22 protein-coding genes are annotated in these 26,744 nt (G+C 65.1%); 11 read left to right on the forward strand and 11 right to left on the reverse strand.

The features are described from left to right. The first annotated feature begins 41 nt into the window (after positions 1-41). Positions 42-3,362 carry a DUF3857 domain-containing protein gene (locus AQZ50_RS08245; RefSeq protein WP_082703498.1) on the forward strand — a complete coding sequence of 1,107 codons (3,321 nt, stop codon included), beginning with the start codon at positions 42-44 and terminating at the stop codon, positions 3,360-3,362. Here the strand turns inward: AQZ50_RS08245 and AQZ50_RS08250 are convergent. Further along, complete coding sequence (locus AQZ50_RS08250) at positions 3,340-4,932, reverse strand: amidase (RefSeq protein ID WP_231730171.1); 1,593 nt, start codon at positions 4,930-4,932, stop codon at positions 3,340-3,342. The two genes, AQZ50_RS08245 and AQZ50_RS08250, sit on opposite strands and share 23 nt — an antisense overlap. A 292-nt stretch (positions 4,933-5,224) precedes the next feature. Here AQZ50_RS08250 and AQZ50_RS21150 point away from each other — a divergent pair, with 292 nt between their 5' ends. Beyond that, positions 5,225-5,350 (forward strand): hypothetical protein, encoded by a 126-nt coding sequence (locus AQZ50_RS21150; RefSeq protein WP_255354602.1) that lies wholly within the window; start codon positions 5,225-5,227, stop codon positions 5,348-5,350. Between the two features lie 99 nt (positions 5,351-5,449). Continuing rightward, positions 5,450-5,632: a hypothetical protein gene (locus tag AQZ50_RS08255; RefSeq protein ID WP_067745256.1), complete on the forward strand. Its 183-nt coding sequence runs from the start codon at positions 5,450-5,452 to the stop codon at positions 5,630-5,632. An 86-nt stretch (positions 5,633-5,718) separates the two neighbouring features. Here AQZ50_RS08255 and clpB read toward each other — a convergent pair whose 3' ends face one another. Then, the gene (clpB, locus tag AQZ50_RS08260) at positions 5,719-8,298 is read right to left on the reverse strand and encodes an ATP-dependent chaperone ClpB (RefSeq protein WP_067745259.1); all 2,580 of its coding nucleotides are present in this window, start codon (positions 8,296-8,298) and stop codon (positions 5,719-5,721) included. Positions 8,299-8,520: 222 nt separating this feature from the next. On the opposite strand from clpB, the gene AQZ50_RS08265 reads away from it, so the two are divergent. Beyond that, positions 8,521-11,370, forward strand: a complete 2,850-nt coding sequence (locus AQZ50_RS08265; protein WP_067745261.1) for a M16 family metallopeptidase — start codon at positions 8,521-8,523, stop codon at positions 11,368-11,370. A 216-nt stretch (positions 11,371-11,586) separates the two neighbouring features. On the opposite strand, the gene gatB is transcribed toward AQZ50_RS08265, so the two are convergent. From gatB to rpsU, 5 genes are all read right to left on the reverse strand, one after another. After that, positions 11,587-13,077, reverse strand: coding sequence for an Asp-tRNA(Asn)/Glu-tRNA(Gln) amidotransferase subunit GatB (gene gatB / locus AQZ50_RS08270; RefSeq protein ID WP_067745264.1), 1,491 nt, complete (start codon positions 13,075-13,077; stop codon positions 11,587-11,589). 1 nt (position 13,078) lies between these two features. Continuing rightward, positions 13,079-14,563 (reverse strand): Asp-tRNA(Asn)/Glu-tRNA(Gln) amidotransferase subunit GatA, encoded by a 1,485-nt coding sequence (gatA, locus tag AQZ50_RS08275; RefSeq protein WP_067745266.1) that lies wholly within the window; start codon positions 14,561-14,563, stop codon positions 13,079-13,081. 1 nt (position 14,564) lies between these two features. After that, positions 14,565-14,867 (reverse strand): Asp-tRNA(Asn)/Glu-tRNA(Gln) amidotransferase subunit GatC, encoded by a 303-nt coding sequence (gatC, locus tag AQZ50_RS08280; protein WP_067745269.1) that lies wholly within the window; start codon positions 14,865-14,867, stop codon positions 14,565-14,567. 125 nt (positions 14,868-14,992) lie between these two features. Then, positions 14,993-15,553 (reverse strand): FKBP-type peptidyl-prolyl cis-trans isomerase, encoded by a 561-nt coding sequence (locus AQZ50_RS08285; protein ID WP_067745440.1) that lies wholly within the window; start codon positions 15,551-15,553, stop codon positions 14,993-14,995. 213 nt (positions 15,554-15,766) lie between these two features. Beyond that, positions 15,767-15,973: a 30S ribosomal protein S21 gene (rpsU, locus tag AQZ50_RS08290; protein WP_017671482.1), complete on the reverse strand. Its 207-nt coding sequence runs from the start codon at positions 15,971-15,973 to the stop codon at positions 15,767-15,769. Positions 15,974-16,231: 258 nt separating this feature from the next. Here rpsU and AQZ50_RS08295 point away from each other — a divergent pair, with 258 nt between their 5' ends. The 6 genes from AQZ50_RS08295 to AQZ50_RS08320 are packed head-to-tail and all read left to right on the forward strand — an operon-like array spanning position 16,232 to position 20,248. Then, a complete protein-coding gene (locus AQZ50_RS08295; RefSeq protein ID WP_067745271.1) occupies positions 16,232-16,642 on the forward strand; it encodes a CrcB family protein in 411 nt (136 codons plus the stop codon). Continuing rightward, positions 16,639-18,042, forward strand: coding sequence for a pseudouridine synthase (locus AQZ50_RS08300; protein ID WP_082703499.1), 1,404 nt, complete (start codon positions 16,639-16,641; stop codon positions 18,040-18,042). Before AQZ50_RS08295 ends, AQZ50_RS08300 begins: the two co-directional genes overlap by 4 nt. A gap of 13 nt (positions 18,043-18,055) precedes the next feature. Continuing rightward, positions 18,056-18,664: an FMN-binding negative transcriptional regulator gene (locus AQZ50_RS08305; RefSeq protein ID WP_067745274.1), complete on the forward strand. Its 609-nt coding sequence runs from the start codon at positions 18,056-18,058 to the stop codon at positions 18,662-18,664. Positions 18,665-18,666: 2 nt separating this feature from the next. Next, positions 18,667-19,326, forward strand: a complete 660-nt coding sequence (locus AQZ50_RS08310) for an HAD-IA family hydrolase (protein WP_369801396.1) — start codon at positions 18,667-18,669, stop codon at positions 19,324-19,326. Next, entirely contained in the window at positions 19,323-19,541 is a 219-nt protein-coding gene (locus AQZ50_RS08315; protein ID WP_067745280.1) for a hypothetical protein, read from the forward strand. Before AQZ50_RS08310 ends, AQZ50_RS08315 begins: the two co-directional genes overlap by 4 nt. Next, the gene (locus tag AQZ50_RS08320) at positions 19,538-20,248 is read left to right on the forward strand and encodes an ATP12 family chaperone protein (protein ID WP_067745446.1); all 711 of its coding nucleotides are present in this window, start codon (positions 19,538-19,540) and stop codon (positions 20,246-20,248) included. The genes AQZ50_RS08315 and AQZ50_RS08320 overlap by 4 nt, the downstream gene beginning before the upstream one ends. Before the next feature lie 67 nt (positions 20,249-20,315). Here the strand turns inward: AQZ50_RS08320 and AQZ50_RS08325 are convergent, their stop codons facing one another. Genes AQZ50_RS08325 through AQZ50_RS08340 form a run of 4 tightly spaced genes read right to left on the reverse strand, consistent with a single transcriptional unit; the run spans position 20,316 to position 23,874 of the window. Beyond that, positions 20,316-20,900 carry an ABC-type transport auxiliary lipoprotein family protein gene (locus AQZ50_RS08325; RefSeq protein WP_231730172.1) on the reverse strand — a complete coding sequence of 195 codons (585 nt, stop codon included), beginning with the start codon at positions 20,898-20,900 and terminating at the stop codon, positions 20,316-20,318. A 20-nt stretch (positions 20,901-20,920) separates the two neighbouring features. After that, positions 20,921-21,859 carry an MlaD family protein gene (locus AQZ50_RS08330; protein ID WP_067745285.1) on the reverse strand — a complete coding sequence of 313 codons (939 nt, stop codon included), beginning with the start codon at positions 21,857-21,859 and terminating at the stop codon, positions 20,921-20,923. Positions 21,860-21,877: 18 nt separating this feature from the next. Continuing rightward, positions 21,878-22,765, reverse strand: coding sequence for an ABC transporter ATP-binding protein (locus AQZ50_RS08335; protein ID WP_082703500.1), 888 nt, complete (start codon positions 22,763-22,765; stop codon positions 21,878-21,880). Next, the gene (locus tag AQZ50_RS08340) at positions 22,762-23,874 is read right to left on the reverse strand and encodes an MlaE family ABC transporter permease (RefSeq protein WP_067745288.1); all 1,113 of its coding nucleotides are present in this window, start codon (positions 23,872-23,874) and stop codon (positions 22,762-22,764) included. The genes AQZ50_RS08335 and AQZ50_RS08340 overlap by 4 nt, the downstream gene beginning before the upstream one ends. 91 nt (positions 23,875-23,965) lie before the next feature. On the opposite strand from AQZ50_RS08340, the gene AQZ50_RS08345 reads away from it, so the two are divergent. Then, positions 23,966-26,707, forward strand: a complete 2,742-nt coding sequence (locus AQZ50_RS08345) for a valine--tRNA ligase (protein WP_067745291.1) — start codon at positions 23,966-23,968, stop codon at positions 26,705-26,707. Positions 26,708-26,744: the final 37 nt, after the last annotated feature.

A 26,744-nucleotide genomic window follows, 5' to 3' on the forward strand; every position in this document is an offset into this window, starting at 1 on the left:
GGTGCTGGCGCCGGATGGGGGATCGCGTTAGGCTGACACCGATGCTCAGCTTTCGATCCCCCGCCAGCCTCCGTTTTCCCCCTCGTCCGCTTGCAGTGGCCGTGCTGCTCGCCACGACAGCGCAACCGGCACTGGCGGACGAGGCCGCGCGACCGACCATCGCGCCGCCGCCCGACTGGGTCTTGCCCGCGACGATCCCGCCCGCGCCCGACAAAGTCGACGGCGCCGCCGTCATCGAACTTTTGCTCGACCAGCAGGTTCATGTCATCGACGGCGGGGTCGCCAGCTATCGCGCCAACACCTATCGCATCGCCACATCGCAAGGGCTCGATGCGGGCGCCTTGCAAATCAATTGGGATCCCAGCCTCGAAGTGCTGACGATCCATCGCTTTCGCATCCTGCGCGATGGCAAGACGATCGACCTGCTTGGCAAAGGTGCCAAATTACAGGTCGTCCAGCGCGAAAAGAACCTCGAGAACGCGACGCTCGATGGCGAACTGACCGCCTCGCAACAAGGCGAGGACGTGCGCGTCGGCGATGTCATCGACGCGGCCTATACGATCGTGCGCCGCGATCCGGCGACCGGCGGACGCATAGCCGGGTTCTATGGCCCACAGGACGGCTGGGCCTATGGCCGCTATCGCCTGCGCGTGACCTGGCCCAAAGGCCACCCGGTGCAGTGGCGCGCCATGCCCGGCGTGGTGCAGCCGAAGCTGATCGAAAACGGCGGTCAGGATGAATTGCTCGCCGATGTCGGCAATGTCGTCACCCAAAGCGCGCCGTCGAATGCGCCGGCGCGCTTTGGCATGGTCAATCTTGTCGATATCAGCGACTTTGCCGACTGGCGGCAGGTCTCGCGCACGTTCGCCGCGCTGTTCGACCATGCCGCGACGCTTTCGCCCGACGTTCCCGAACATCGCAACCCGTTGCAGGCCGAAATCGCGCGCCTTGCCGTCGCCTCGCCCGATCCGCTGCGCCGCGCCGAACTGGCGCTCGCGCTGGTCGAGGAACAGGTCCGCTATCTGTTCATCGGCATGGACGATGGCGGCTATGTCCCCGCCCCCGCCGACCAGACCTGGCAACGCCGCTATGGCGATTGCAAGGGCAAGACCGCGCTGCTGATCGCGCTGCTCCATGGGCTCGGCATCGAGGCGCGCCCCGTCATGGTCAACACCGAAGACGGCGATGCCACCGCGCACCGCCTGCCGACGATGGCCGCGTTTGACCATGTCCTGGTCGAGGCGCGGATCGGCGGCAAAAGCTATTGGCTCGACGGCACGCGTGAAGGCGACACCCGGCTCGACCGGCTGGAAGCGCCCGATTATCAGGTGGGCCTGCCCGCGACCGCGCTAGGCAGCGACCTCATCGCGCTCAAGCCCCCCGCCCCATCTGCCCCGCAAAGCCTGACGAGCCTGACGCTCGACGCGTCGCAAGGGATCGAAGTTCCGGCCAGGGCCTCGGCGGAAATGCGCTTTCGTGGGGAAAACGGCGCATCGATGCGGATGAAATACGCCGGGCTGTCGACCGCCGATCTCGACCTCGCGCTCAAAAAGCTGTGGCGCGAAACCTATGACTTCATCACGCCCGACGCGGTCACCGCCGGACAGGAAGAACCAAGCGGCGATTACGTGATCACATTGCGCGGCAAGGCAAAGATGGACTGGTACAGCAGCGGCAGGATACGCTGGTACGAGCTCGATCGCGCGCGCGTCGGATGGAAATTCGACACAACCCGCGATGGCGAACTTGATCCCCAGGCGCCTTATGCTTTCACGTACCCGCAATGGTGGGCCAATCACGAAGTCGTGATCCTGCCGCAGGCGGGCGAGGGCTTTACGCTGCAGTCGCACGATGTCGATCGCACGGTCGGCGAGCTTTATGCGTTTCACCGCAAAGTCACGCTCGACCACGCCACGGTGACGATGGACAACGACAGCCGCGCGCTCAAGGCGGAATTGCCCGCGAGCGAGGCGGAAGGCGTACGCGCTGCGCTGCAGGAGCTGTCGAACGACGGCGCGTTCATTCGCCTGCCCGATACCTATCTGCACACCAGCGCCGATTTCGCCGCGTTGGCCGGAGACCGGGCGGCGCTGGCCAAGGCGCATGTGCAAAACGGCGCGGTCCTGCTCGACCGGGGCGAGACAGCCAGAGCAATCGCCGAGGAACAGGACGCGCTGGCGATCGACCCCGCACTGCCCGTCGCGCATGGCGTGCTCGCGCAGGCCTTGGCGCGCGATGGCAAGGATGACACGCGCACGCTGGCCGAGGCAGAAAACGTGCTGGCGAAAGATCCGAAAAACGGCCTCGCGCTGTCGGCGCGCGGCACCGTGCTCTTGCGGCAAAAGGATTATGCTGGCGCGCTGGCGGCCTTTGACACAGTCATCGCAGCCAATCGCAGCGATCTCGTGGCCCTGATCGGTCGGGGCACCGCGCATCTCGCACTCGATCATACCGCGCTGGCGCTCGCCGATTTCGATTCCGCGCTGGCGCTCTCGCCCGGCCTGCGCATCGCAGCGCTGCGTGCCATGGCCCTGGCCGGTGTGGGCCGCCGCGAAGAAGCGCTCGATGCCGCCGACGCGGCGCTCGACAAAGCGCCCGACGATCGCCGGGTCCGCCTCCTGCGCCTGAGCGTGCGCCAGCAAACCGGTGATATCACAGGCGCGATGGCCGATGCCGAGTATCTGCTCGCGCATCATCCGACGGCGCACGATTACCTGATCCATGCCCAACTCGTGCCGATCACCGATACCACACGGCGCGAAGCGGATATTGCCGCCGCACTCAAGCTCGATGCGAAAGACGCGCGGGCATGGCTGCTGCGCGCGCAAGGTGCGATCACCGGCGGGCGGCTCGATGTGGCAGCCGCAGCGCTGGACGAAGCCGAGCGGCTGAAGGCCGACCCCCTGATATTGACCGGGCTGCGGCTCGATCTCCTCGCCAAACGCGGTGAGGCCGCCGCAGCACTGAAACTCGCCGGCGAGACCGTTGCGAAACACCCTGACGATCCGCACGCGCTCAATATGGTGTGCTGGTTCAAGGCGACGCGCAATCTGGCGCTCGACACCGCACTGGCCGATTGCGATGCGGCGCTGAAACTCTCTGCCGACACCCCGACCTATCTCGACAGTCGCGGCCTTGCCCGTCTGCGCAGCAACGACACCAAAGGCGCCATCTCCGACTATTCGGCAGCGCTGCGCCATTCGCCCGATCTGGTCAGTTCGCTCTATGGCCGGGGCATTGCCTATGCCCGCCTCGGCGACCGCAACCACGCGCTCGCCGACTTGTCCCGCGCGCGCAGCACCCGGCCGGAGATCGACACGATCTGGGCCGATTACGGCATCACCCCACCGGCGGGGTTCTAGCCAACAAATCGCCCGCCGCCGCCTCGTAGGCCGCCGCTGCCGCCAGACACGCCGCCTCGCCATGGACCGGGGCGATGATCTGGACGCCCATCGGCAGGCCCGAAGGGCCGAAGCCGGCGGGCACGGCCAGGGCGGGACAGCCAGACAGCGTGATCAGGCAGACTGCCTGCATCCATTCGTGATAGCTGTGCATCGCCTGCCCGCCGACCACTTTGGGCCAGTGCTGTTCGACAGGGAACGGCCAGACTTGTGCTGTCGGCACGATCCAATAGTCATAGCGGCGGAACAAGGCGGCGACCCCGCGGCTCCAGCCGGTCTGGATCGCCGACAGCGCGGCCACGTCATAGCCCGACAGGCCAAAGCCGCCTTCGACTTCCCAGATCGCTTCCGGTTTCAGCAGCGCGCGTTTGGCCGGGTCGTTGTAAAGCGGCAGCATGCTTGCGCCGTTGTGCCAATGGCGCAGGCCGACGAATGCGCGCCAGGCCTCGTCTACGGGGAAATCGGGCACCGCCTCTTCGACATGCGCGCCCATAGCGGCAAAGCGGTCGAGCGCCTGACGACAAGTATCGAGCACGCCGGGATCGAACGGGACTTTGCCGCTGAAATCGCCCGACCAGGCAATCCGTTTGCCCTTCATCGCCACAGGTTCGACCGCGCGCAGCACGCTCGCGTCGGATTCCATCGACAGCGGCATGCGCGCGTCCCATCCGGCCAGGACGGAGAGCATGAGCGCCAGATCGCCGACATTGCGCGCCATCGGCCCGGCCACGCCCGGCGAGGGAATCCAGTCATCATGCGCTTCGGACGGAACGCGCCCGAGGCTGGTGCGAAATCCGAAAACGCCGTTCCATCCCGCCGGATTGCGCAGCGAACCGCCATAATCGCTGCCATCGGCCAAAGGCACCATGTGGGTCGCCAGCGCGACCGCCGCGCCGCCGCTGCTGCCGCCAGCCGAAAGCGCCGGGTTCCACGCGTTGCGAGTCACGCCCCAGACCGGGTTGTACGTGTGCGAGCCCAGCCCGAATTCGGGCGTGTTGGTCTTGCCGATGAACACCACCCCGGCGCGGCGCAACCGCTCGGCAACGATGCCGTCATGCGCGGCGATCTGATGCGCCATGATCGGCGAGCCCATCGTGAACGGCAGACCGGCCACGGCTTCGAGATCCTTGACCGCATGGGGCAGGCCGTGCAGCGGGCCGAGCGGCGCCCCGCTGGCCACGAGCCGGTCGGCGGCTTCGGCCTGCGCCAGCAAGTGCGCGCGATCGGGCATGCCGACAATCGCGTTGACTTTGGGATTGACCGCATCGATCCGGTCGAGGTGCGCCGTCATGACTTCGACCGCCGAGACGTGCCTCGCGGCAATCGCAGCGACCAGCGCCCGCGCGGACCAGCCGGTCAGGGGCCCCGATCCCCAGTCTGCATGCCCCGCCGGTGGTGACGCGGCACCGGCGGTTCGCCGCGTGACAAGCGCTGCGGCAACAGCGGCCAGCGCGATCATCGAGCGGCGCGAAAGGCTGGGGCGGGAAAGGTGGGCGCGCGAAGCGGTTCGGGTCAGATCCATGGGCGCCATGACACCGCGCCTTTGACCGGATGACAAGCCGGGTCGCAAAAAAGTCGTCCATCGCGGATTTGCTGGATGAGTTTGTCAACTTTGTCACCCCGGACTTGATCCGGGGTCCAGCTTTCGTTTGACGCCACCGTTTTATGTGTCGGACCGCTGGCAGGGTGCGTTGATGATCGGCGCGTGCCAAGAAGGAAGCTGGATCCCGGATCAAGTCCGGGATGACGATACTCTGAAAAACGCACTCAAATGCGAGTTCCCGCAAATCCGCAATGAACCCAAAAAATAGCGGCACGCGCGTATGACTTTGCCCTATCATAACGGCATGCGACAGGCGCGCGCCCGGCACTTGGCAGGGGGTGTTCTGATCGAGCATCGCCATGCCGGGCAGCGGCGGCGCATTGCGCTGCACCTGATGGGCGAATGAACCTTATGGTTCAGTGAACCCGTCCGTAACGGCGATTTGCGAAACTCTCCCAGCGGCCTACCAGCCGTCCCCACCCTTGTAGCGCTTGCGGATGATGCGATGGAAACTGCCTTTCACCACTTTGAAAGTGAAGACGATACCTGCCTGCTTCAGGCCGCAATCCTGATGCAACAGGCGATCGACCTGCTCGACAGCGCGGGCGAAGTGCGCGCCGCAATTCACCTGCAGCACGCGATCGACACGCTGGCGGTGCGCCTGCCCCATTGCGGCCAGCCGCACTGAAGCCTGATCAAACCTGCATTACGCGCGCGGCGCGGGTCCATTCATGACGAATGGGGCGACCCGGCTCAGAATCGCCCCTCTTCGTCTTACTCCACGTCGAAGGTCAGCGCGCCGTCGCCTTCGTCGATGTGAACGGCATGGCCGTCCGGCACTTCGCCGGCGAGCAGCTTTTCGGCCAGCGGATCCTGAATATAGCGCTGCACCGCGCGTTTGAGCGGGCGGGCGCCATAGACCGGGTCATAGCCCACCCGGCCCAGCCAGCGCTTGGCCGCGTCGGAGAGGTCGAGCGTGATCTTGCGATCCTTGAGCAAGGCGGCAACGCGCGCCACCTGCAGCTCGACGATCGGCGCCATGTGCTGCTGCCCCAGCCGATGGAACAGGATGATCTCGTCCAGCCGGTTAAGGAATTCGGGGCGGAAATGGGCGCGCACGATGTCCATGACTTGCGGTTCGACGCTCGCCACATCCTGCCCTTCGTCCAGATTGGCCAGATACTGGCTGCCCAGATTGCTGGTCAGGATGATCAGCGTGTTGGTAAAGTCGACCACGCGACCCTGCCCGTCGGTCAGGCGCCCGTCGTCGAGCACCTGCAACAGCACGTTGAACACATCGCTGTGCGCCTTTTCCACTTCGTCGAAAAGCACGACCTGATAGGGTCGACGCCGCACTGCCTCGGTCAGCACACCGCCCTCGTCATAGCCGACATAGCCCGGAGGCGCGCCGATCAACCGGCTGACGCTGTGCTTTTCCATGAATTCCGACATGTCGATGCGGACCATGGCGTTATCATCGTCGAACATGAATCCGGCGAGCGCCTTGGTCAGCTCGGTCTTGCCGACGCCGGTGGGCCCGAGGAACAGAAAACTGCCCAAAGGCCGGTTGGGATCCTGCAACCCCGCCCGTGCGCGTCGCACCGCCTTGGACACAGCCGTCACGGCCTGGGTCTGGCCGATCACGCGCTTGCCCAGCGCTTCTTCCATGTGCAGCAGCTTTTCGCGCTCGCCAGACAGCATCCGGTCGACCGGAATCCCGGTCCAGCGGCTGACCACGCCGGCGATATCGTCGGCCGTCACTTCCTCGCGCAGCAGCGCGTTCTGCGACTGGCTTTGCGCATCGGCCAATTGCCGTTCGAGCTCGGGAATGCGGCCATAGGCCAGTTCCCCGGCGCGACCGAGATCGCCCTGACGCTGCGCCTGTTCCAGTTCGCTGCGCGCGGTGTCGAGCGCTTCCTTGATCTTGCCTTCGGCGGCGATCTTGTCGCGTTCGTTCTGCCAGCGGGTGGTCAGCTCGCTCGATTGCTGTTCGAGATTGGCCAGTTCCTCACGCAAAGCAACGAGCCGCTCTTTCGATGCGGCATCGGTTTCCTTGGCGAGCGCCATTTCCTCGATCTTGAGCTGGATAATCCGGCGATCGAGGTTTTCGATTTCCTCGGGCTTGCTTTCCACTTCCATGCGGATGCGGCTCGCCGCCTCGTCCATCAGGTCGATCGCCTTGTCGGGCAAGAAGCGGTCGGCGATATAGCGGTTGGACAGCGTCGCCGCGGCCACGATCGCAGCATCGGCGATGCGCACGCCATGGTGCAGCTCGTACTTTTCCTTGATCCCGCGCAGGATCGAGATGGTGTCCTCGACAGTCGGTTCGCCGACGAACACCGGCTGAAACCGCCGCTGCAAGGCGGGGTCTTTTTCGACGTATTTCTGATATTCGTCGAGCGTGGTCGCGCCGATGCAGTGCAGCTCGCCGCGCGCCAGAGCAGGCTTGAGCAAGTTCGAGGCGTCCATCGCGCCTTCGGTCTTGCCCGCGCCGATCAGCGTGTGCATCTCGTCGATGAACAGGATGATCTCGCCCTCGGCGCCTTTGACTTCGTCGAGCACGGCTTTCAACCGTTCCTCGAATTCGCCGCGATACTTCGCCCCCGCGATCAGCGAACCCATGTCGAGCGCCATCAAGCGGCGATTGCGCAAGGATTCGGGCACGTCGCCATTGGCGATACGCAGCGCAAGGCCTTCGGCGATGGCAGTCTTGCCGACGCCGGGTTCGCCGATCAGCGCCGGGTTGTTCTTGGTCCGCCGGGCCAGGATCTGGATGGTGCGGCGGATTTCCTCGTCGCGACCGATCACCGGGTCGAGCTTGCCCTCGCGCGCTGCTTCGGTCAGATCGCGGGCGTATTTCTTCATCGCGTCATAGGCGTTTTCCGCGCCAGCACTGTCGGCATTGCGCCCGCCGCGCAGCGCCGAAATCGCCGCTTCGAGCGCAGACGCATTGACATTGGCAGCCTTCAACGCTGCGCCCGCCCCCGTCGTCGTGGCAAGCGTCAGCGCGACCAGAATGCGTTCGACGGTGACATAGCTGTCGCCCGACTTCGTCGCGATCTGTTCGGCCTGATCAAGCAAGCGCACGGTATCGTTGTCGAGCCCGGGCGAGCTTTGCGCGCCGGACCCGCTGACTGCGGCAATCTTGCCCAAGGCATTGTCGATCTCGGCATTGGCAATCGCCGCATTGCCCCCGGCGCGCTGGATCAGCCCGCTGGCCATGCCTTCGGGGTCTTCGAGCAACACTTTCAGGACGTGATCGGGCGTGATGCGTTGATGATTGAGGCGGATGGCGAGCGTCTGCGCAGCCTGCAAAAAGCCTTTGGCGCGGTCGGTAAATTTTTCGAGGTTCATGGGTCAGGTTCCCTCCTTTTCACGGAAGGTAGTGTTGCGTTTCAGCCACACAAGGAGGTGGATCAAATATAGCATGACAAAACCTCCATCTGTCGGCGAAGACAGCTAACGGATGGCGCTTTCGCCAAGTTTTTGGGGCAGTATCCCGGTTTACCCCCTGTTCATCGCCGATCTGGTTTGGGAAAAACCAACCTTCCCGCCGATCCTGCACACGGAATCCCCATGCGTCGCACCACCCTGCTTGCCTCTGCTCTCTCGTCCGTTTCGCTGCTGCTGGCGCCGATGGCCATGGCGCAACAGGCGCCTGCCCCGGTGGCGGATCTCGTCGCCAGGATCGACTTGCCCTATGATCGGTTTACACTGCCCAACGGGCTGACCGTGCTCGTCCATACCGACCGCAAGGCGCCGGTGGTCGCGGTTTCGGCGTGGTATGGCGTAGGGTCGAAAAACGAGCCGCACGGACGCACGGGCTTTGCGCACTTGTTCGAACATCTGATGTTCTATGGCTCGGAGCACGTGCCGGGCAATTTCTTTGCGCCGCTGACCGAAGTCGGCGCGACCGATGCCAACGGCACGACCTGGTACGACCGCACCAACTATTTTGAGACCGTGCCGACCGGGGCGCTCGACCGCGCGCTGATGATGGAAAGCGACCGGATGGGCTGGCTCTTGCCCTCGATGACGCAGGCGCGCGTCGATGCACAGCGCGCCGTGGTCAAAAACGAAAAGCGCCAGGGCGACAACCAGCCCTTTGGCCTCGTCGGCTATGAAGAGGCCGAAACACTCTATCCCGCAGGGCACCCCTATCACCACGAAACGATCGGTTCGATGGAGGATCTCGACAAGGCCTCGCTCGACGATGTGAAAGCGTGGTTCCACGACCATTACGGGCCCGACAACGCGATTCTCGTGCTGGCGGGCGACATCGACCTCGCCACCGCGCGCGCCAAAGTCACGCGCTGGTTTGGCGCGATCGCTCCGGGGCCCAAAGTGCAGCCGGTCGCCGCCCCCGTCGTGCCGCTTGCCGCACCGGTAGACAAGACGCTGCACGATTCGGTGGCAACGACGCGCGTGATCCGCGCCTGGGCCATCCCCGGGCTCGACAATCCCGACTACCTGCCCTTGTCGATCGGCGCGACGATCCTTGGCGGGCTGTCGAGTTCGCGGCTCGCCGATACACTGGTCCATGGGCGCGAAATCGCGGTCGATGCCGGGGCCAGTGCCGAAATCTTTGCCCAGGCCGGACAATTCGAAGCCTCTGCCGATGTGAAGCCGGGCCAGGATGCCAAAGCGGTAGCCGACGCACTCGACGCCGAAATCGCCCGGCTGACCGATCAGGGCCCGAGCGCCGACGAAGTCCAGCGCGCCGCCATGGCCGAAGTCAGCGGCACGATCCGCGCGCTCGAAACGGTCGGCGGCCGGTCGGGCCAGGCGCCAACGCTGGCCGAGGGTCTGCTCTATTCGGGCGATCCGGCCCATTATCGGGCAGAGCTTGACCGGATCGCGCGTCTGACGCCCGCCGATGTGCGCGCAGCCATGCAGACATGGCTGCGTCGCCCCGCGCTGCGGCTGACCATCGAGCCCGGCACGCGGAGCGAAGGCGGCGAAAATCGGGGCGGCGAAAATCGGGGCGGCGACGGGGCCCTGCCCCCGATCACCCCCGCGCCGCCCGTCCCGACAGGCCTGACAACGACCGGCCCCGACGGTGATCGCAGCGCCTTGCCGCCGGTTGCCGAAGTCGCCCCGCTGCCGTTTCCCGCGATCGAGCGCACCACGCTGTCGAACGGCATCAAGGTCTATTTCGCGCGGCGCAGCGCGGTGCCGGTAGTATCCGTGCGCATGGCGTTCGATGCGGGCTATGCCGCCGATCCCAAAGGGCATCAGGGCACCGAAGCCTTGCTGCTGCGCCTGATGGACGAAGGCACCGAAACGCTCGACGCCTCGGCGCTGGCGCGCGCGCGCGAACGGCTCGGCGCGTCGATCAACGCACAGTCGGGGCCCGACCAGACGGCCTTCCAACTCGATGCGCTGGTGCCCAATCTGGCCGCGTCGCTCGACTTGTTGAGCGATTTCGTGCGCCACCCCGGCTTGCGCGTGGCGGACTTTACCCGCGTCCGCGATCAGCAATTGTCGGCGATCGATGCCGAAACGCAAGATCCCGACGACGCCGCGCTGCGCGTGCTCTACCCCGCGATCTATGGCGCCGATCATCCATATGGCACCGGGCTGAGCGGCACGGGCACCAAGTCCAGCGTCGCCGGTCTGTCGCGCGACAGCCTCGCACAGTGGCACCGCGCCTGGCTGCGACCCGCCAATGCCAGCCTGTTCGTGGTCGGCGACACCACGCTCGCCGCCGTCAAGCCCCTGCTCGAAAAGAGCTTCGGGACCTGGACCCCGTCCGGCGCGCGCGCGCCGGTCAAATATTTCGACATGCCGCTGCCCAAAACGCACGAGCGCATCCTGCTGGTCGATCGCCCGGGCACGCCCCAGGCGCAGATCGCGGGCGGCGAAGTGCTCGAAGCCCGGGGCACCGACGACCTTGTCACGCTGCGCGCCGCCAACGACGTGCTCGGCGGCGATTTCCTTGCCCGCTTCACGCAGAACCTGCGCGAAGACAAAGGCTGGTCCTATGGCAGCTATACCGCGATCGGCGAGCGCGAAAATCAGGTCGCCTTGCGCATCTATGCCCCGGTTCAGATCGACAAGACCGGGCCCGCCATCGCCGAACTGCGCAAGGAAATCGCCGAATACCTGTCGACCCGCGCGACCACGCTCGGCGAACTGCGCTTTGCCGCAGCGGGCGCCGCGCGCAAGCTGCCGGGCATGTTCGAAACTTCGGGCGCAGTGCTCGACGGGATCGCCAAGATCGTCCAGTATCACCGCCCCGACGATTACTACACCCGCCTGCCCGCCCGCTATCGTGCGATGAGCGCCCCAGATCTCGACGCGGCCGCGCGCGACAAGCTCGATCCCAAACGCATCGTGTGGGTCGTCGTCGGCGATGCGGCAAAAATCCGCCCGCAACTCAAAGCGCTCGGCCTGCCGGTCGAAGAGGTCAAACCGGCGGAGTGAGCGGGTCAGCATAACGGCTGCGCTGTTTCAAACAGCGCAGAAAAATTTTGCATCCCTAACGCGCCCGCTCATCCTGAGCCCGTCGAAGGATGCGCGCTGAGGTCAGCCCAGCGCATTTGCCACAGCGCCCGGAGCGGACAGCAGCGCGTGTCCTTCGACGGGCTCAGGATGAGCGGATATACTTACGAACCAATATCTTGTGGCGTATTGACCTAATCAGCCGAGCTTGGCCTTCAGCACCTGGTTGACCAGTTGCGGATTGCCCTTGCCCTGCATGGCTTTCATCGTCTGGCCGACGAAAAAGCCGAACAGGGCTTCCTTGCCGCCGCGATATTGCGCGACTTTGTCGGCGTTGGCGGCCAGCACGGCGTCGACCGCCGCTTCGATGGCGCCGGTATCCGATGTCTGCTTGAGGCCTTCGCGTTCGACGATCACGCCGGGCGCGTCGCCGGTTTCGAGCATCTTTTCGAGCACCTGCTTGGCGATCGAGCCCGAAATCGTGCCGTCGCCGATCAGGGCCAGCAATTCGGCGCCCGCTTCGGGGCTGACCGGGCTATCGCCCAAAGTCCTGCCCAGCTTGTTGAGCGCGCCGAACAGTTCGCTGGTCAGCCAGTTCGACGCCGCGCGCGCGACATCGCTTTCCGACTTGCCCTGCCGCGTTGCGCTGTCGGTCAACAGGCGTTCGAACCACCGTGCGGTATCGGCATCGGCGGTCAGCACGCCCGCGTTATAGGGCGACAGGCCCAGCGCGGTTTCATAGCGATGACGCTTGGCATCGGGCAGTTCGGGCAGGCTCGCGCGGCATTCCTCGACGAACGCATCATCGAGTTCGAGCGGCAACAAGTCCGGATCGGGGAAATAGCGATAGTCGTGCGCGTCTTCCTTGCTGCGCATCGACCGCGTCGTGCCGGTGTCGGGATCGAACAGGCGGGTTTCCTGGACGATTTTGCCCCCGCTTTCGAGCACGTCGACCTGACGGTTCGCTTCGTGTTCGACCGTCGCCATGACAAAGCGCACCGAATTGACGTTCTTCGTCTCGGTCCGCGTGCCCAGCTCTTCGCCCGGACGGCGCACCGAGACATTGACGTCGGCGCGCATCGAGCCCTGATCCATGTTGCCGTCGCACGATCCGACATAGCGCAGGATCGTGCGCAGCTTGGCCAGATAGGCGCCCGCTTCGGCGGGGCTGCGCATATCGGGGCGGCTGACGATTTCCATCAGCGCCACGCCCGAACGGTTGAGATCGACATAGCTCATCGTCGGGTGCTGATCGTGCATCAGCTTGCCCGCATCCTGTTCGACGTGGATGCGCTCGACGCCGATCACTTTGGTCACATCGGGATGCTTGTCATCGGGCACGATCTCGATCGCGCCTTCGCCGACCAGCGGGTGATAGAGCTGGCTGATCTGATAGCCCTGCGGCAAATCGGCATAGAAATAGTTCTTGCGATCGAACCGCGACCATTTGTTGATCACGGCGCCGATCGCCAGCCCGGTGCGCACCGCCTGACGGATGCATTCGCGATTGGGCACCGGCAACATGCCGGGCATGGCCGCATCGACCAGGCTGACCTGGGTATTGGGTTCGGCCCCGAACGCGGTCGCCGCGCCCGAAAACAGCTTTGACAGCGTGCTGATCTGGGCATGGACTTCAAGCCCGATCACCACTTCCCACTCGCCGGTGGCGCCCTGAATACGATAGGTCATCTTACCACCACTTTGCCGGCTTGGCGGCAAACCCGGCACGCCGTTCGATGGCGAGGCCGGCGTTGAGCACGCCCTGTTCGTCGAAAGGCCGCCCGATCAGGTGCAGCCCCAAGGGAAGACCCGCCGCATCGAGCCCGGCGGGCACCGACATGGCCGGCAATCCGGCCAGCGAAGCCGGCACCGAAAACACGTCGTTGAGATACATTTCGAGCGGATCGGAGGTCTTTTCGCCCAGCGCAAACGCCGAAGTCGGCGCGGTCGGCGTCAGGATGACATCGACCTCTTTGAAGGCATTTTCGAAATCGCGCGCGATCAGCGTGCGGACCTTTTGCGCCTGGGTGTAATAGGCGTCATAGAACCCCGCCGACAGCACATACGTTCCGATCAGGATGCGGCGCTTGACCTCCGGGCCAAACCCGGCGGCGCGAGTTGCGGCATACATGTCCTGCAAACCGGCGCCTTCGGGCAATTCACGCAAGCCATAGCGCACGCCGTCATAGCGCGCGAGGTTCGACGAAGCTTCGGCAGGCGCGATGATATAATACGTCGGCAGCGCGTAGCGGGTGTGCGGCAGGCTGATGTCGACGACTTGCGCCCCGGCATCCTTCAGCCAGGCGATCCCGTCATCCCAGCTTTTCGCGACATCGGCATTGAGCCCGTCGAGGCGGTATTCGCGCGGAATACCGACCTTGAGGCCCTTGAGATCGTCCGAAAGCTGCGTCGACCATTCGGGCACGGGCAGATCGAGGCTGGTCGAATCCTTGGGGTCAAACCCGGCCATCGCTTCGAGCATGATCGCGCAATCGGTGACATCGCGCGCCATCGGCCCGGCCTGATCAAGCGACGAGGCAAAGGCGACAATGCCCCAGCGGCTGCACCGGCCATAGGTCGGCTTGATCCCCGAAATCCCGGTGAACGCCGCGGGCTGACGGATCGAGCCGCCGGTGTCGGTGCCGGTTGCCGCCGCCGCGATGCGCGCCGCGACCGCCGACGACGATCCGCCCGACGATCCGCCCGGTGCGCGCGCGGCGGTGTCGCCCGTCGCGCGCCAGGGCGAGATCACGTTGCCGAAAGCGCTCGTCTCGTTCGACGATCCCATCGCGAACTGATCGAGATTGAGCTTGCCCAGCATGCCCGCGCCCGCATCCCACAGCTTTTGGCTGACGGCCGATTCGTATGGCGGGATGAAACCTTCGAGGATGTGGCTCGCGGCAGTGGTCTGCACGCCCTCGGTCGCAAACAAGTCCTTCATGCCGATCGGCACGCCGGCCAGCTTGCCCAGCGGCTGCCCGCTGCTGCGCGCAGCATCGACTTTTGCCGCCGCCGCCAAAGCGTGGTCGGGCGTGGTGACGATAAAGGCGTTGAGCGCAGGATTGGCCTCGGCCACGGCAGCGTTGAACGCGCCCGCCACTTCGGTTGCGGTAAAATCGCCTTTGGCAACGCCGTCGCGGATCGCCGCGATGCCCAGTTCTGTCAGTTCGCTCATCTTATTCGATCACCTTGGGCACGCCGAAAAAGCCGTGTTCGGGCGCGGGGGCATTGGCCAGCACTTTGTCACGGATGTCGCCGCCGGTCAGCGGGTCGGCCCCGACCACGTCGGCGCGCAGGCGCAAATGGTTGGGAATGACGGCTGTCATCGGCTCGACGCCGGTCACGTCGACTTCACCCAATTGCTCGACCCAGGCAAGAATGCCGTTCAATTCGGGCACCATGGCCGAAACCTCGGCCTCGGTCACCTTGATGCGGGCAAGCGTGGCGATCTTGGCCACGTCGGCGGGGGCGACAGACATGCCTTTCCCTTCCTCAAATGTTGAATACCGCAAAAACGGCTGCGACCGCGCTACACCGGCGCGGGCGACGCTTCAAGCGGGGGGCATCCCGGCCGCACATGCAGCCGGGAGCATGATCCGCGCGATCAGTGCGCGGCAGGCGCCGCATCACCGCCGGGCGCAGCGGCCCCGGCTCCGGCTCCGCCCCGCATCTGCTGTTGCAACTGCTGCATCATCATGCGCTGGCGCATGACGTCGGCGGCGCTCTTGTAATCGATCAGATCGATGTCGAACACGAGGTCGCTGTTGGCGGGAATCGAGACTTCGCCGGTCATCTGGTTACGCTGTTCCTGCGCGCCATAGGCCAACCGCGCCGGGATAAAGACGTGGTACTTGCCGCCCTTCTGCATCTGCTGCAGCGCCTTGGAAAAGCCGGGGATCACGCCCTGCACCGGAATCGGCACATGCTCGCCGCGGTCGAATTCCTTGCCGTTGGCCAGATGCCCGACATAGTTGACCAGCACATAGTCAGACGCGGTCGGCGCTGCGCCGGCCCCGGCCTTGACCGTATCGACCTCGAGCCCCTTTTGGCGGGATTCATAAGCCACCGCCCCGCCGAGCGCGACAGCGAGAACAATGCCGATCCACAGCTTGCCGAGCGAGCCCTTGGCAATGGGCTGAAGCGCAACGCGGGTGATTTCCGTCATGATGACCCCTTGTTTGGGTTGATCGATAAGTCGGCACCGATTCGCCGGATCGATCCAGGCCACAGCAAACAGGCCGACCGGACAAGCGAAAGGGCGCCGCGATAACGGCGCCCTCTTGGCCCAGCACGGGCGCGGTCGCAAGCCTCTAGTTGAGGTTTGGCCGGTCAATAAGGAGGGGTTGCCCTCTCCTTAACAGACCGCGCCGACCTCGGCTTACTTGCCGCCGTCGCGTTCCACGCGCTTGCGCTCGAGCTTGCGAGCACGACGAACGGCCGCAGCCTTTTCGCGAGCGCGCTTTTCCGAGGGCTTTTCGTAGTGACGGCGCAGCTTCATCTCACGGTACACGCCTTCACGCTGCAGCTTCTTCTTGAGAGCGCGGAGAGCCTGATCGACATTGTTGTCCCGGACGAGAATCTGCATAAAAAAAGCCACCTCACGGTTATGACAGGCCAGAACCCCGTCTGCCGCACGCGACCAGCGCCACGCGGACCAAGGCGGGGGAACACCCATAGAATAGCAAAACAAAAAGGGCCGATTCCCAATCGGGATCGGCACTTGATCTGGCGCCCCTATCACTTTGCCCCACCCGACGCAAGCGCGCGAAAGGCCAAGATGCGCGGATTCGCCGGATCAGAAATCAGATTACCACTTTTGCGCGTCTTGCTCTATGGAGCCGCGATGCACTCTTATCCATCCTTTCCCGTCGCCTCCTTGTTGGTGGCCGGCGGCGGCGCAGCCGGTTCATGGCTGCGCTTTGTCACCGGGCGCCTTTGGGCGATCGCCATCGGCCCGATCGCGGCCAGCGCGTTTCCCTGGTCCACCCTGACCGTCAACGTGCTCGGCTCGCTGGCCATGGGCCTGCTGGTCGGCTGGCTGGCGCGTCATGCAACCGGCGGCGAAAGCTGGCAATTGCTGCTGGGCGTCGGGCTGCTCGGCGGCTTCACCACCTTTTCCGCGTTCGCGCTGGAATTCACGCTGTTTGTCGAACGCGGCGCACCGGCGATGGGCATGATCTATGTCGCGCTGTCGCTGCTCGCCGGGATCGGCGCGCTGTTTGGCGGCCTGTTTGTGATGAGGGCCACAGCATGAAGACGCCAGAAACCCCCGCGACCATAACCCCCGCGACCATAACCCCCGCGACCAAAACCCCCACCACCAAGCGGGCGTCCAAAGCCAGCGACGCCGTCCGCCAGTTCACCGTCCGCCCCGACGATAACGATGTGCGGCTCGATCGCTGGTTCAAGCGCCACCTGCCCGAAGTCGGCTTTGCCACCGTGTCGCGCTGGGCGCGCACCGGGCAGATCCGGGTCGACGGCAAACGGGCCGATGTCGACACCCGCCTTGTCGCCGGGCAGACGCTGCGCGTCCCTCCCGGCGGATCGCTCACGCCCGGACCCGGCGGCGAACGCGCGCGCAAGCCGCTGACCGAGGAAGAAGTGGCGCAGGCCGAGGCCATGGTGCTGACGCAGGATCGCGCCGCGATCATTCTCAACAAGCCGCCGGGCCTCGCCACCCAGGGCGGCAGCGGCACATTCGTCCATGTCGACGGCCTGCTTGACGCCTATGCCGCCGAAAACGGCCCGCGACCGCGCCTCGTCCATCGGCTCGACAAGGATACCTCGGGCGTCTTGCTCGTCGCCCGCACGGCAGGCAGCGCGGCCTATTTCTCGCGCCATTTCGCCGGGCGCTCGGCGCGCAAGATCTATTGGGCGCTGGTCGTGGGCGTGCCCGATGTGCATGACGGCCTGATCGAACTGCCCTTGTCGAAGCAGCCGGGCACCGGCGGCGAAAAGATGATGGTCGATGAAAGCGGCCAGGGCCTGACCGCGCGCACCCGCTATCGCGTGATCGATCGCGCGGGCAACAGCACAGCCTGGGTCGAACTGCAACCGCTGACCGGGCGCACGCACCAGTTGCGCGTCCATATGGCCGCCATCGGCCACCCGATCGTCGGCGACGGCAAATATGGCGGGCAGGCCGCGTTCCTGACCGGATCGATCAGCCGCAAACTGCATCTCCATGCCCGCCGCCTGCTCATCCCGCACCCCGAAGGCGACTCGATCGACGTCACCGCGCCGCTGCCCGAGCATTTTGCAGCAAGCCTTGCGCAATTGGGCTTTACCGAATCCGAAGGCGATCTGCCGCTCGAAGCCCCCAAGGCAGACCCGCACACCGTCGAAAAGCGCGCCGCCCGCGCCCATTCGCGCGACCTGCGCCGAGACCGCAAGGGCGAACGACGCAGCCGCGGGGCCGAAGAGGCAAAGCCCAGAAAATCGGCAGGCAAGCCGACCCGCAAGCCTGTGGACAAAGCGGGGGACAAAGCTGGGGGCAAACCCGGCAGACGCCCTCCGGCAAAGGCGCCCGTGCGAACGGGAGCAAAGCCGGGGGCAAAGCCCGGCGGGCGCCCCCTGTCCAAACCGGCATCCAAACCGGCGACAAAGCCTGCGCGCCGTCCCGGCCCTCCGCCATCGCGACCGCCGCGCGGCTGAAGGCTGATCGGCGATGCATCCCAACCCCGCCTTTCGGCACGACGACCGCACGCTCCATATGCGCCTGATCGGCGAAGTCGGCTTTGGCATGGCGTTTCTGACCACGCCCGATGGCCCGCGCGTGGCACACACCCCGCTGGTCCTGCGCGCAAATGGCCGGATCGGCTTGCATCTGGCGCGCGGCAATGCCCTGACGCGCCATCTCGATGGCGCCAATGCGCTGATCGTCGTCAACGGGCCCGACGGCTATGTCTCGCCGCGCTGGTATGCCGATGCCGGGCAAGTGCCGACGTGGAACTATGTCGCGCTCGAATGCGAAGGGACCGTGCGCCGGCTCGACCGTGACGGGCTGATCGACGTGCTCGCCGCGCTATCGGCGAAAAACGAGGCCCGGCTCGAAGGCGCAGCCTGGACGATGGACAAAGTGCCGCCTGCCGCCTTGTCGCGGCTGCTCGATGCGATCGTCGGATTCGAGATGGACGTTGCCGCCTGGCGCCCGACTTTCAAGCTGTCGCAAAACAAGCCCGCCGGGGAACGCGCCCGCGTGGCCGATGGGCTGGACCAGGCGGGGTCGACAGCGCTTGCCGCGTTGATGCGCGCGCTGGTTTCCGGGGAGGACTGAGCGTGCGTCTGGCCATTTTCGATTGTGACGGCACTCTGGTCGACAGCCAGGCCGATATTGCGCTGGCGATGGAGGCCGCGTTTGCCGCGCATGCCCTGATCGCGCCGCCACGCGCCGACATTCGCCGCATCGTCGGCCTGTCGCTGGGCGAAGCGATCCGCCAACTCGCCCCGGAAATCGATAGTGAAACGGCCGCCTCGCTGGTCGCGGGATACAAGGACGCATTCCGCGCGCGCCGTGCCGCAGGTGTCGTCGAGGAGCCGCTGTATGATGGAATTGCCGCGCTGGTGGCCGATCTCGATACGTCCGGCTGGCTGCTCGGCGTGGCCACGGGCAAGAGCGACCGGGGCCTGGCGCATTGCCTCGAACGCCACGGGCTGACGGGACATTTCGTCACTTTGCAGACTGCCGACCGCCATCCGTCAAAGCCCGATCCGGCGATGATCGAGGCCTGCCTCGATGCGACCGGCGCCGATCCGGCGCAGACGGTGATGATCGGCGACACCGCCTTCGACATGGCCATGGCGGTCAATGCCGGCGTGCACGTGATCGGAGTCGACTGGGGCTATCATCATCCCGAAGAGCTTGTCGCCGCAGGGGCCGAAGCCGTGGCCGGATCGGTGGACGAGTTGCGCCTCCTGCTGCGCGGTCTTGAAGCATGAGCCGCGATCCCGCCCTGCCCCGTTTCGCGATCCTGCAAGTCGCGCGCCTTGGCGGGGCGGCGCTCGCGCTGTTGGGCGTGGTGATTCTCAGCCATGGCCAGCCCGCGCTGGCGCATGTTCCCGATGCGCTGGGCGATGTATTGATCGTTGCGGGCGCGATCGGTTTCTTTGCCGTACCGCTGATCCTGGCGCGCAAGTGGAAAGGCCGGGCATGAAACGGTTTTATCGTGACGTCGCGGTTGAGGCGACGGACGGCGGCTTTCGCATCCTGCTCGACGGACCAGCGATCAAGACACAGGCGATCAAGACACAGGGCGGGCGCGCGCAGATCGTGCCGACGCGGGCGCTGGCCACGGCGATGGCCGCCGAATGGGCAGAGCAAGGCGAAACGATCGACACCGCGCGCTTCGTGTTTCGCGACATGGCCGACTATGCGATCGATGTCGTCGCGCCCGATCCGGCCGCGACCATCGCCGCGCTGGTGGGCTACGCCGGGACCGACACGCTGTGCTATCGCGCATTCCCCGACGAACCGATCGCCCCGCGCCAGTTTGCGCAATGGGAACCTTTGGTCGAAGACGCCGAGGCACGTTTTTCCGTACGCTTTGTCCGCGTCGCCGGGGTCATGCCCCGCCCGCAGCCGACCGAGACGATCGCCACGCTTGCCGCGCACCTCGACCGTCATGATACGTTCACGCTCGCCGCACTGCGAAACCTCGCCGGCCTTGCCGCGTCGCTGATTGTCGGGCTGGCCGCGCTCGAACCCGATGCGCCGGTCGAAGCCTTGTGGGATGCGGCCCATCTCGAAGAGCACTGGCAGGCCGAATTGTGGGGCAAGGACGCCGAAGCCGAAGCCCGCAGCGCCCGTCGCCGCGCCGATTTCCTCGCCGCCGCCCGGTTTGCCGCGCTCGCGAAAAGCTAGTGGTCCGATTCTGACATTTGCTACCATGCTATCTGGATGGCGGGATGCAAATGTCAAAAACAATCCACTAGGCCATCCACTCGGCAACGGCGTGGGCCACCTGATTGGCGGCCTGATTGAGCGCTGGGCCGACTTTGGCGACATCGGCATCGAGATGGTCGATCTCGGCCTCGAAGCGGCGCGTCTGGGTCGTGCCGTCGGGCAACTGGCGCGTGGCATCGAAACGGACGATCGCCGCGCGGGAATGCGCGTCATAGCCGAAATCGATCAACCGCCCCGACAGGATCGGGCCGTGAGAGGCGGCATCGCCTTCGACCACCAGACGATTGCCGCGCGCCCGCAGCGTTTCGGCGAGCAAGTGCTGAAACAGCCGCGCCGGGCGCTCGACCCATTGCGCATTCCTGAGATAGGCAACACGCGCGGCATCGATCGTCACCGGAACGCGCAAGACCGCCAGCTTGGCCGCCGTTTCCGGCTCCATCACGCTGAGCGCAGTGCCGGCCGGTCCGCTGGTGGTGCTGCCGTCGACCGGCGCGCTCGTCGCGGTCAGAGTCAGGAGCGCGGGCGGCGTCTTGGCATTGCCAAGGCCGAGATTGATACACCCGCCCAGCGCCGGGATCAGCAATAGCGGTGCGAAAACGGCCTTGCGCATGGCGTGTGCCCTCATGATCATCAATGCTTGTAATCCGGCAATTGCGGCCCGCCGATCAGCGTGCCCAGCCCACGATCCTTCATCTGGTCCGTCAGGTCGCGCAAGGCATGCGTGGTGACCTGAAGATCGCGGATCGTGCTTTCGGCGGCGGGCAACGTGCGTTCGTTGAGCTGGCGCACGCCGGGCCGCGCCTCTTCGAGCACGGATTGGAGCGAAGCCGCCGCCGCGCCTGCCGATTTGAGCGTATCGTGCATCTGGCGGATCAGCCCCTTGTGATCGTCATTGAGCGCAGCATTGGCCGAATCCGACAGCTTTTCAAAACTGGCCAGCGTATAATTGGCCTGGCGGATAGTGTTCTGCAATTCGTCCAGCGTCGCCTTTACATCAGGCGCCGTCGTGGCAAGGCTGGCGCTCAACCGGTCGGTATTGGCCAGAATGTTCGAAAAGGCCTTTTGGTTCTTGTCCGACAGCACGAGCGAAAGCCGGTCGGTCAGATTGGTCAGCCGTTCGAGCAGGACCGGCGCGCTCGTCAAAAGCTCGCCCAGACCGCTACGCTTGGTCGGGATCTCGGGCACGCCTGCCGGGCCCGGATCGGTGATCGGCGGCGCGCCCTTGATCGCGCCCGACAGCTGGATCGTGGTCACCCCGGTAAAGCTGCCCTGAAGGCTGGCGGTCGTGCCGACGAGGATCGGCACGCTCTTGTTGACCGTGATCCGCACGCGCACGAATTCGGGGTCTTTTTCCCACAGCGCAATCTGCGACACTTGCCCGACCGGAACCCCGGAAAACGACACGCTCGACCCTTTGGTCACACCATCGACCGACTGCTTGAAAAAGATGTCATAGCGGTTCTGTTCGGGATGATTGAGCCGGGCAATCCACACAATGAGCAGCGCGGCGCCGATCAGCAGGACGAGCGTAACCGCCCCGACCCAGATGTAGTTTGCGCGCGTTTCCATGGTCGTGCCGATTCCTTCCTAGGCTCGCTCTGCCGAAACGGCCGTATCTGCCATACCGTGGTCCGCAACATGAGCCGCCATCGCCGCGCGCCCGCGCGGCCCGCTGAAATATTCCTGAATCCACGGATGATCGAGCGCAAGCAATTCGGGGATCGTGCCGACCGCGATCACCCGCTTGTCCGCGATCACCGCCACGCGGTCGCAGATTTCGTGCAGCGTGTCGAGGTCGTGGGTAATCAGAAACACGGTCAGCCCGAGCGTGTGCTGCAATCCGAGGATCAACTGATCGAATGCCGCCGCGCCGATCGGGTCGAGCCCGGCGGTCGGTTCGTCGAGAAACAGCAGTTCCGGATCGAGCGCCAGCGCGCGGGCAAGACCGGCGCGCTTGCGCATCCCGCCCGACAGTTCCGAGGGGAATTTCGCCCCCGCTTCGTCCGACAGCCCGGTCAGCAGGACTTTGTACCGCGCGATCTCGGACAACAGATCGTCGCCGATGTCCGGATAGAATTCGCGCAAGGGCACTTCGACGTTTTCCCCCACGCTCAGCGTCGAAAACAGCGCGCCGCCCTGGAACAGCACGCCCCAGCGGCTGCGGATGGAAATGTCGGCGTCGACACGCGCCTCGGTAATCGATTGGCCGAGCACCTCGATGCTCCCGGATTCGGGTATTTGCAGCCCGATGATCGCGCGCATCAGCACCGATTTGCCCGTACCCGAGCCGCCCACGACACCCAGAATTTCGCCGCGCCGGACATCGAGATCGAGATTTTCGTGCACGACATGTGTGCCGAACGCGTTGCACAAATCGCGCACCCGAATGGCGAATTCCCCCGCATCGGTCGAACCGGCTGCGGGCGCGATTGCCGTATCGGCAGCCGGAGCACCGGATGGATCGCTCTCGCTCATCCCCAGTTGATCTCGGTAAAGAACACCGCGAAAAAGGCGTCGAGCACGATCACGGTAAAGATGGCCAGAACCACTGCGGCTGTGGTGCGCTTGCCCACTTCTTCGGAATTGTCCCTGACCTGCATCCCCTGGTAACAGCCCGCCAGCGCAACGATCAGGCCAAACACCGGCCCCTTGACCACCGCGACCCACACGTCATGGATCGGAACCACTTCGCGGATGCGCAAGAGAAAGCTGAAAAAGGGAATACCCAGCGCAAATTGCGACAGAAAGGCGCCGCCGATGATCGCAACCACCGCCGCATAAACCCCCAGCAAGGGCATCATCAAGACCGTTGCCATGACACGCGGCAAGACCAGCACTTCCATCGGCGCGACCCCGATGGTGCGCATCGCATCGACTTCTTCGGTCAGCTTCATCGTGCCGATTTCAGCGGCAAAGGCCGATCCCGACCGGCCCGCGACCATGATCGCGGTCATCAGGATCCCCAGTTCGCGCATCGAGATCCGCCCGACCAGATTGACGGTATAGATCTCCGCCCCAAACTGGCGCAGCTGCTCCGCGCCTTGCTGGGCAATGACGATGCCGACCAGAAAGCTCATCAAGCCGATGATGGCGAGCGAATTGACCCCGACCAACTCCATCTGGTGAACCAGCGCACGATAGCGAAAACGCGCAGGGTGAAGCAGCAACCCGCCTGCTGCGAGTATCATCTGCCCGACAAAACTCAGCACCGCGACGGAGCCGAATGCCATACCGATCACGGCTTCGCCGACTTTGTCGGGCACGCGCAACCAGACCGGCAGCCGCGAAGGCGCTTGCATCGGGCTGTCGGCATCGACCTGGCGAAGCGCCTCGATCAACCGCGTTGCCGCATCGTCGGCATGGACGATCGTCGCCCCGGTCTCCTGCGAGATCCGACAGCAGATCCAGGCGCCGACCGTGTCGATCCCCGTGATTCCCGCCAGATCGATATGCGCAATCGGCGTGGTGATCGTGCGCAGCCGCCGATCGAGCGGCCCGAGCGTGGAAACCAGCATCGCCCCGGTAAACACCAGCGTGTCGCCGGTCTCGCCGGGGATCAAGGTGAAATCGGGAACTTGCGTCATCGCGCTGCTTCATGCGGGAAATCATGGTGTTGGGCAAGCGCCTCCAACCAAGGTTGCAGATGCGGCCCGGGGATGGCAAGGCACTGCGGTCATGACCGAGAACATCCTGCACGAAACCGCGCCCGAAGCACCGATCACACAAGGTTTGGCCAAAACCTTCGAACCCGCCGCGATCGAGGCAAAATGGTATCCCCATTGGGAATCGAGCGGCGCCTTTCGCCCCGCCCGCCCCGACGCTGTGCCCTTCACCATCGTCAATCCGCCGCCAAACGTCACCGGCAGCCTGCATATCGGCCACGCGCTCGACAACACGCTGCAGGACGTGGTCATCCGCTACGAACGTCTGCGCGGCAAGGATGCCTTGTGGGTGGTCGGCACGGACCATGCCGGGATCGCGACCCAGATGGTCGTCGAACGCCAGATGGAAGCGCATCAGGACAAGCGCACCAATTACACGCGCGACGAATTCATCGCCAAAGTGTGGGAATGGAAAACCGAAAGCGGCGGCACGATCACGCGTCAGTTGCGCCGGCTCGGCTGTTCGATGGACTGGAGCCGCGAACAGTTCACCATGGACCCGCACTTTACCCGCGCGGTGGTCAAGGTCTTCGTCGACCTTCATGCCAAAGGGCTGATCTATCGCGACAAGCGGCTGGTCAACTGGGATCCGAAGCTCAAGACCGCGATTTCCGACCTTGAAGTCGAAACGCGCGAGGTCAAGGGCGGGTTCTGGCGCTTTCGCTATCCGCTGGCCGACGGCGTCGTGCGGTCGGACGGGCTGGCCTATATCGAAGTCGCCACGACGCGCCCCGAAACGATGCTCGCCGACATGGCGGTCGCGGTCCATCCCGACGACGCGCGCTATCAATCGGTGATCGGCGCCTTCATCGAACAACCCCTGACCGGGCGCCGCATTCCGGTTGTGGCCGACGAACACGCCGATCCCGAGCTGGGCTCGGGCGCGGTCAAGATCACTCCGGGGCATGATTTCAACGACTTCGAAGTCGGCAAGCGCGCCGGATTCAAGGCGTCCGACATGCTCAACATGCTCGACGCCGAAGCGCGCGTGGTGCAGACCGCCGATGGCCTCGTTCCGGCAGAATTCCTCGGGCTCGACCGGTTTGACGCGCGCGCGGCGGTGGTCGCGGCGATGAAGGCCGCCGGGTTCCTCGTGCCCCACCTCGACCAGAATGCCGATGGGGACGGCGAAGAGCACGAATTCGAACCGCGCACGATCCAGACCCCGTTTGGCGATCGCGGCGGCGTGGTGATCGAGCCGTGGCTGACCGACCAGTGGTATGTCGATGCCGAAAAACTGGCCAAAGCGCCGATCGAGGCGGTGCGGTCCGGCGCCATCGAGATCGTGCCCAAGGCGTGGGAAAAGACCTTTTTCAACTGGATGGAAAACATCCAGCCGTGGTGCGTTTCGCGGCAACTGTGGTGGGGCCACCGCATCCCCGCCTGGTATGACGCAAACGGCAAGGCCTATGTCGCCGAAGACGAAGCCGCAGCGCAGGCGCTGGCAGGCGAAGGCGTGGCGCTGACCCGCGATGAAGACGTGCTCGACACGTGGTTTTCCTCGGCGCTGTGGCCTTTTGCCACGCTCGGCTGGCCCGACGATACCGCAATGGTAGCGCGCCATTATCCCAATGACCTGCTCATTTCCGGGTTTGACATCCTGTTTTTCTGGGATGCGCGCATGGCGATGCAGGGGCTGGAATTCATGGGCGAAGTGCCCTGGCGGCGGCTCTATCTGCACGGGCTCGTGCGCGCCGCCGACGGGCAGAAGATGTCGAAGTCCAAGGGCAACGTGGTCGATCCGCTCGGCCTGATCGACCAATACGGCGCCGATGCGCTGCGCTTTTTCATGTGTGCGATGGAAAGTCAGGGCCGCGACGTCAAAATGGACGAGCGCCGGGTCGAAGGCTATCGCAATTTCGCGACCAAGCTGTGGAACGCCGCGCGGTTTTGCCAGGCCAACGGGATCGGCGCGTCGCAAAGCCTTGCCGCCCCTGCGGCGACCCACGCGGTCAACCGCTGGATCATCGGCGAAGTCGTCGAAACCTTGGCCGCGCTCGATCAGGCGATGGCCGACTTGCGCTTCGATGCGGCGGCGAACGCCGTCTATCACTTCGTGTGGGACACGTTCTGCGACTGGTACATCGAATTCATCAAGGGCGCGTTCGATGACGAAACCCGCGCCGTCGCCGGCTGGGTGCTCGATCAGATGCTGGTCATGCTCCATCCGTTCATGCCGTTTGTCACCGAAGAGCTGTGGCACGCGTTGGCCGGCCCCCCCTGCCCGCGCGATAACGACCTGATCCTCGCGCGCTGGCCCGAACCGGCGGCGCACGTCGATGCCGCAGCCAAGAGCGAAGTCGAATGGCTGATCGCGCTCGTCTCGGGCTTTCGCACCGCCAAGAACGAACTGGGCCTTGCGCCCGGTGCGCGGCTCGAAGCCTGGTTGCCCGATCCCAGCGACGCGACGCGCGCGATCATTGCCGCCAACGGCCCGGCCATCGACCGTCTGGCCCGGCTCTCGGCGATCCACTTTGCCCCGGCGCCCGCGGGTGCGGCAATGCAGGTGGGCGCAGGCGATGCCACGCTGATCGTTCCGCTCGAAGGGCTGGTCGACATCGCGGCGGAAAAGGCGCGGCTGGAAAAGGCGCTGGCAGCCTCTGAAAAGGAAGCCAAGGCGCTGGCCGGTCGGCTCGGCAACCCGTCCTTCGTCGAACGCGCCAAGCCCGAAGCGGTCGACAAGGCGCGCGCCGATCACGCCCATCACACCGCCGAAGCCGCGCGGCTTGCCGCTGCGCTCAAGCGGCTGGGGTGATGACCGCGCCGTCCCCATCCTCCCCGAACCGGGGAGG

Source organism: Novosphingobium sp. Fuku2-ISO-50 (assembly GCF_001519055.1).
In the GTDB taxonomy this organism is placed as follows: Bacteria; Pseudomonadota; Alphaproteobacteria; order Sphingomonadales; family Sphingomonadaceae; genus Novosphingobium.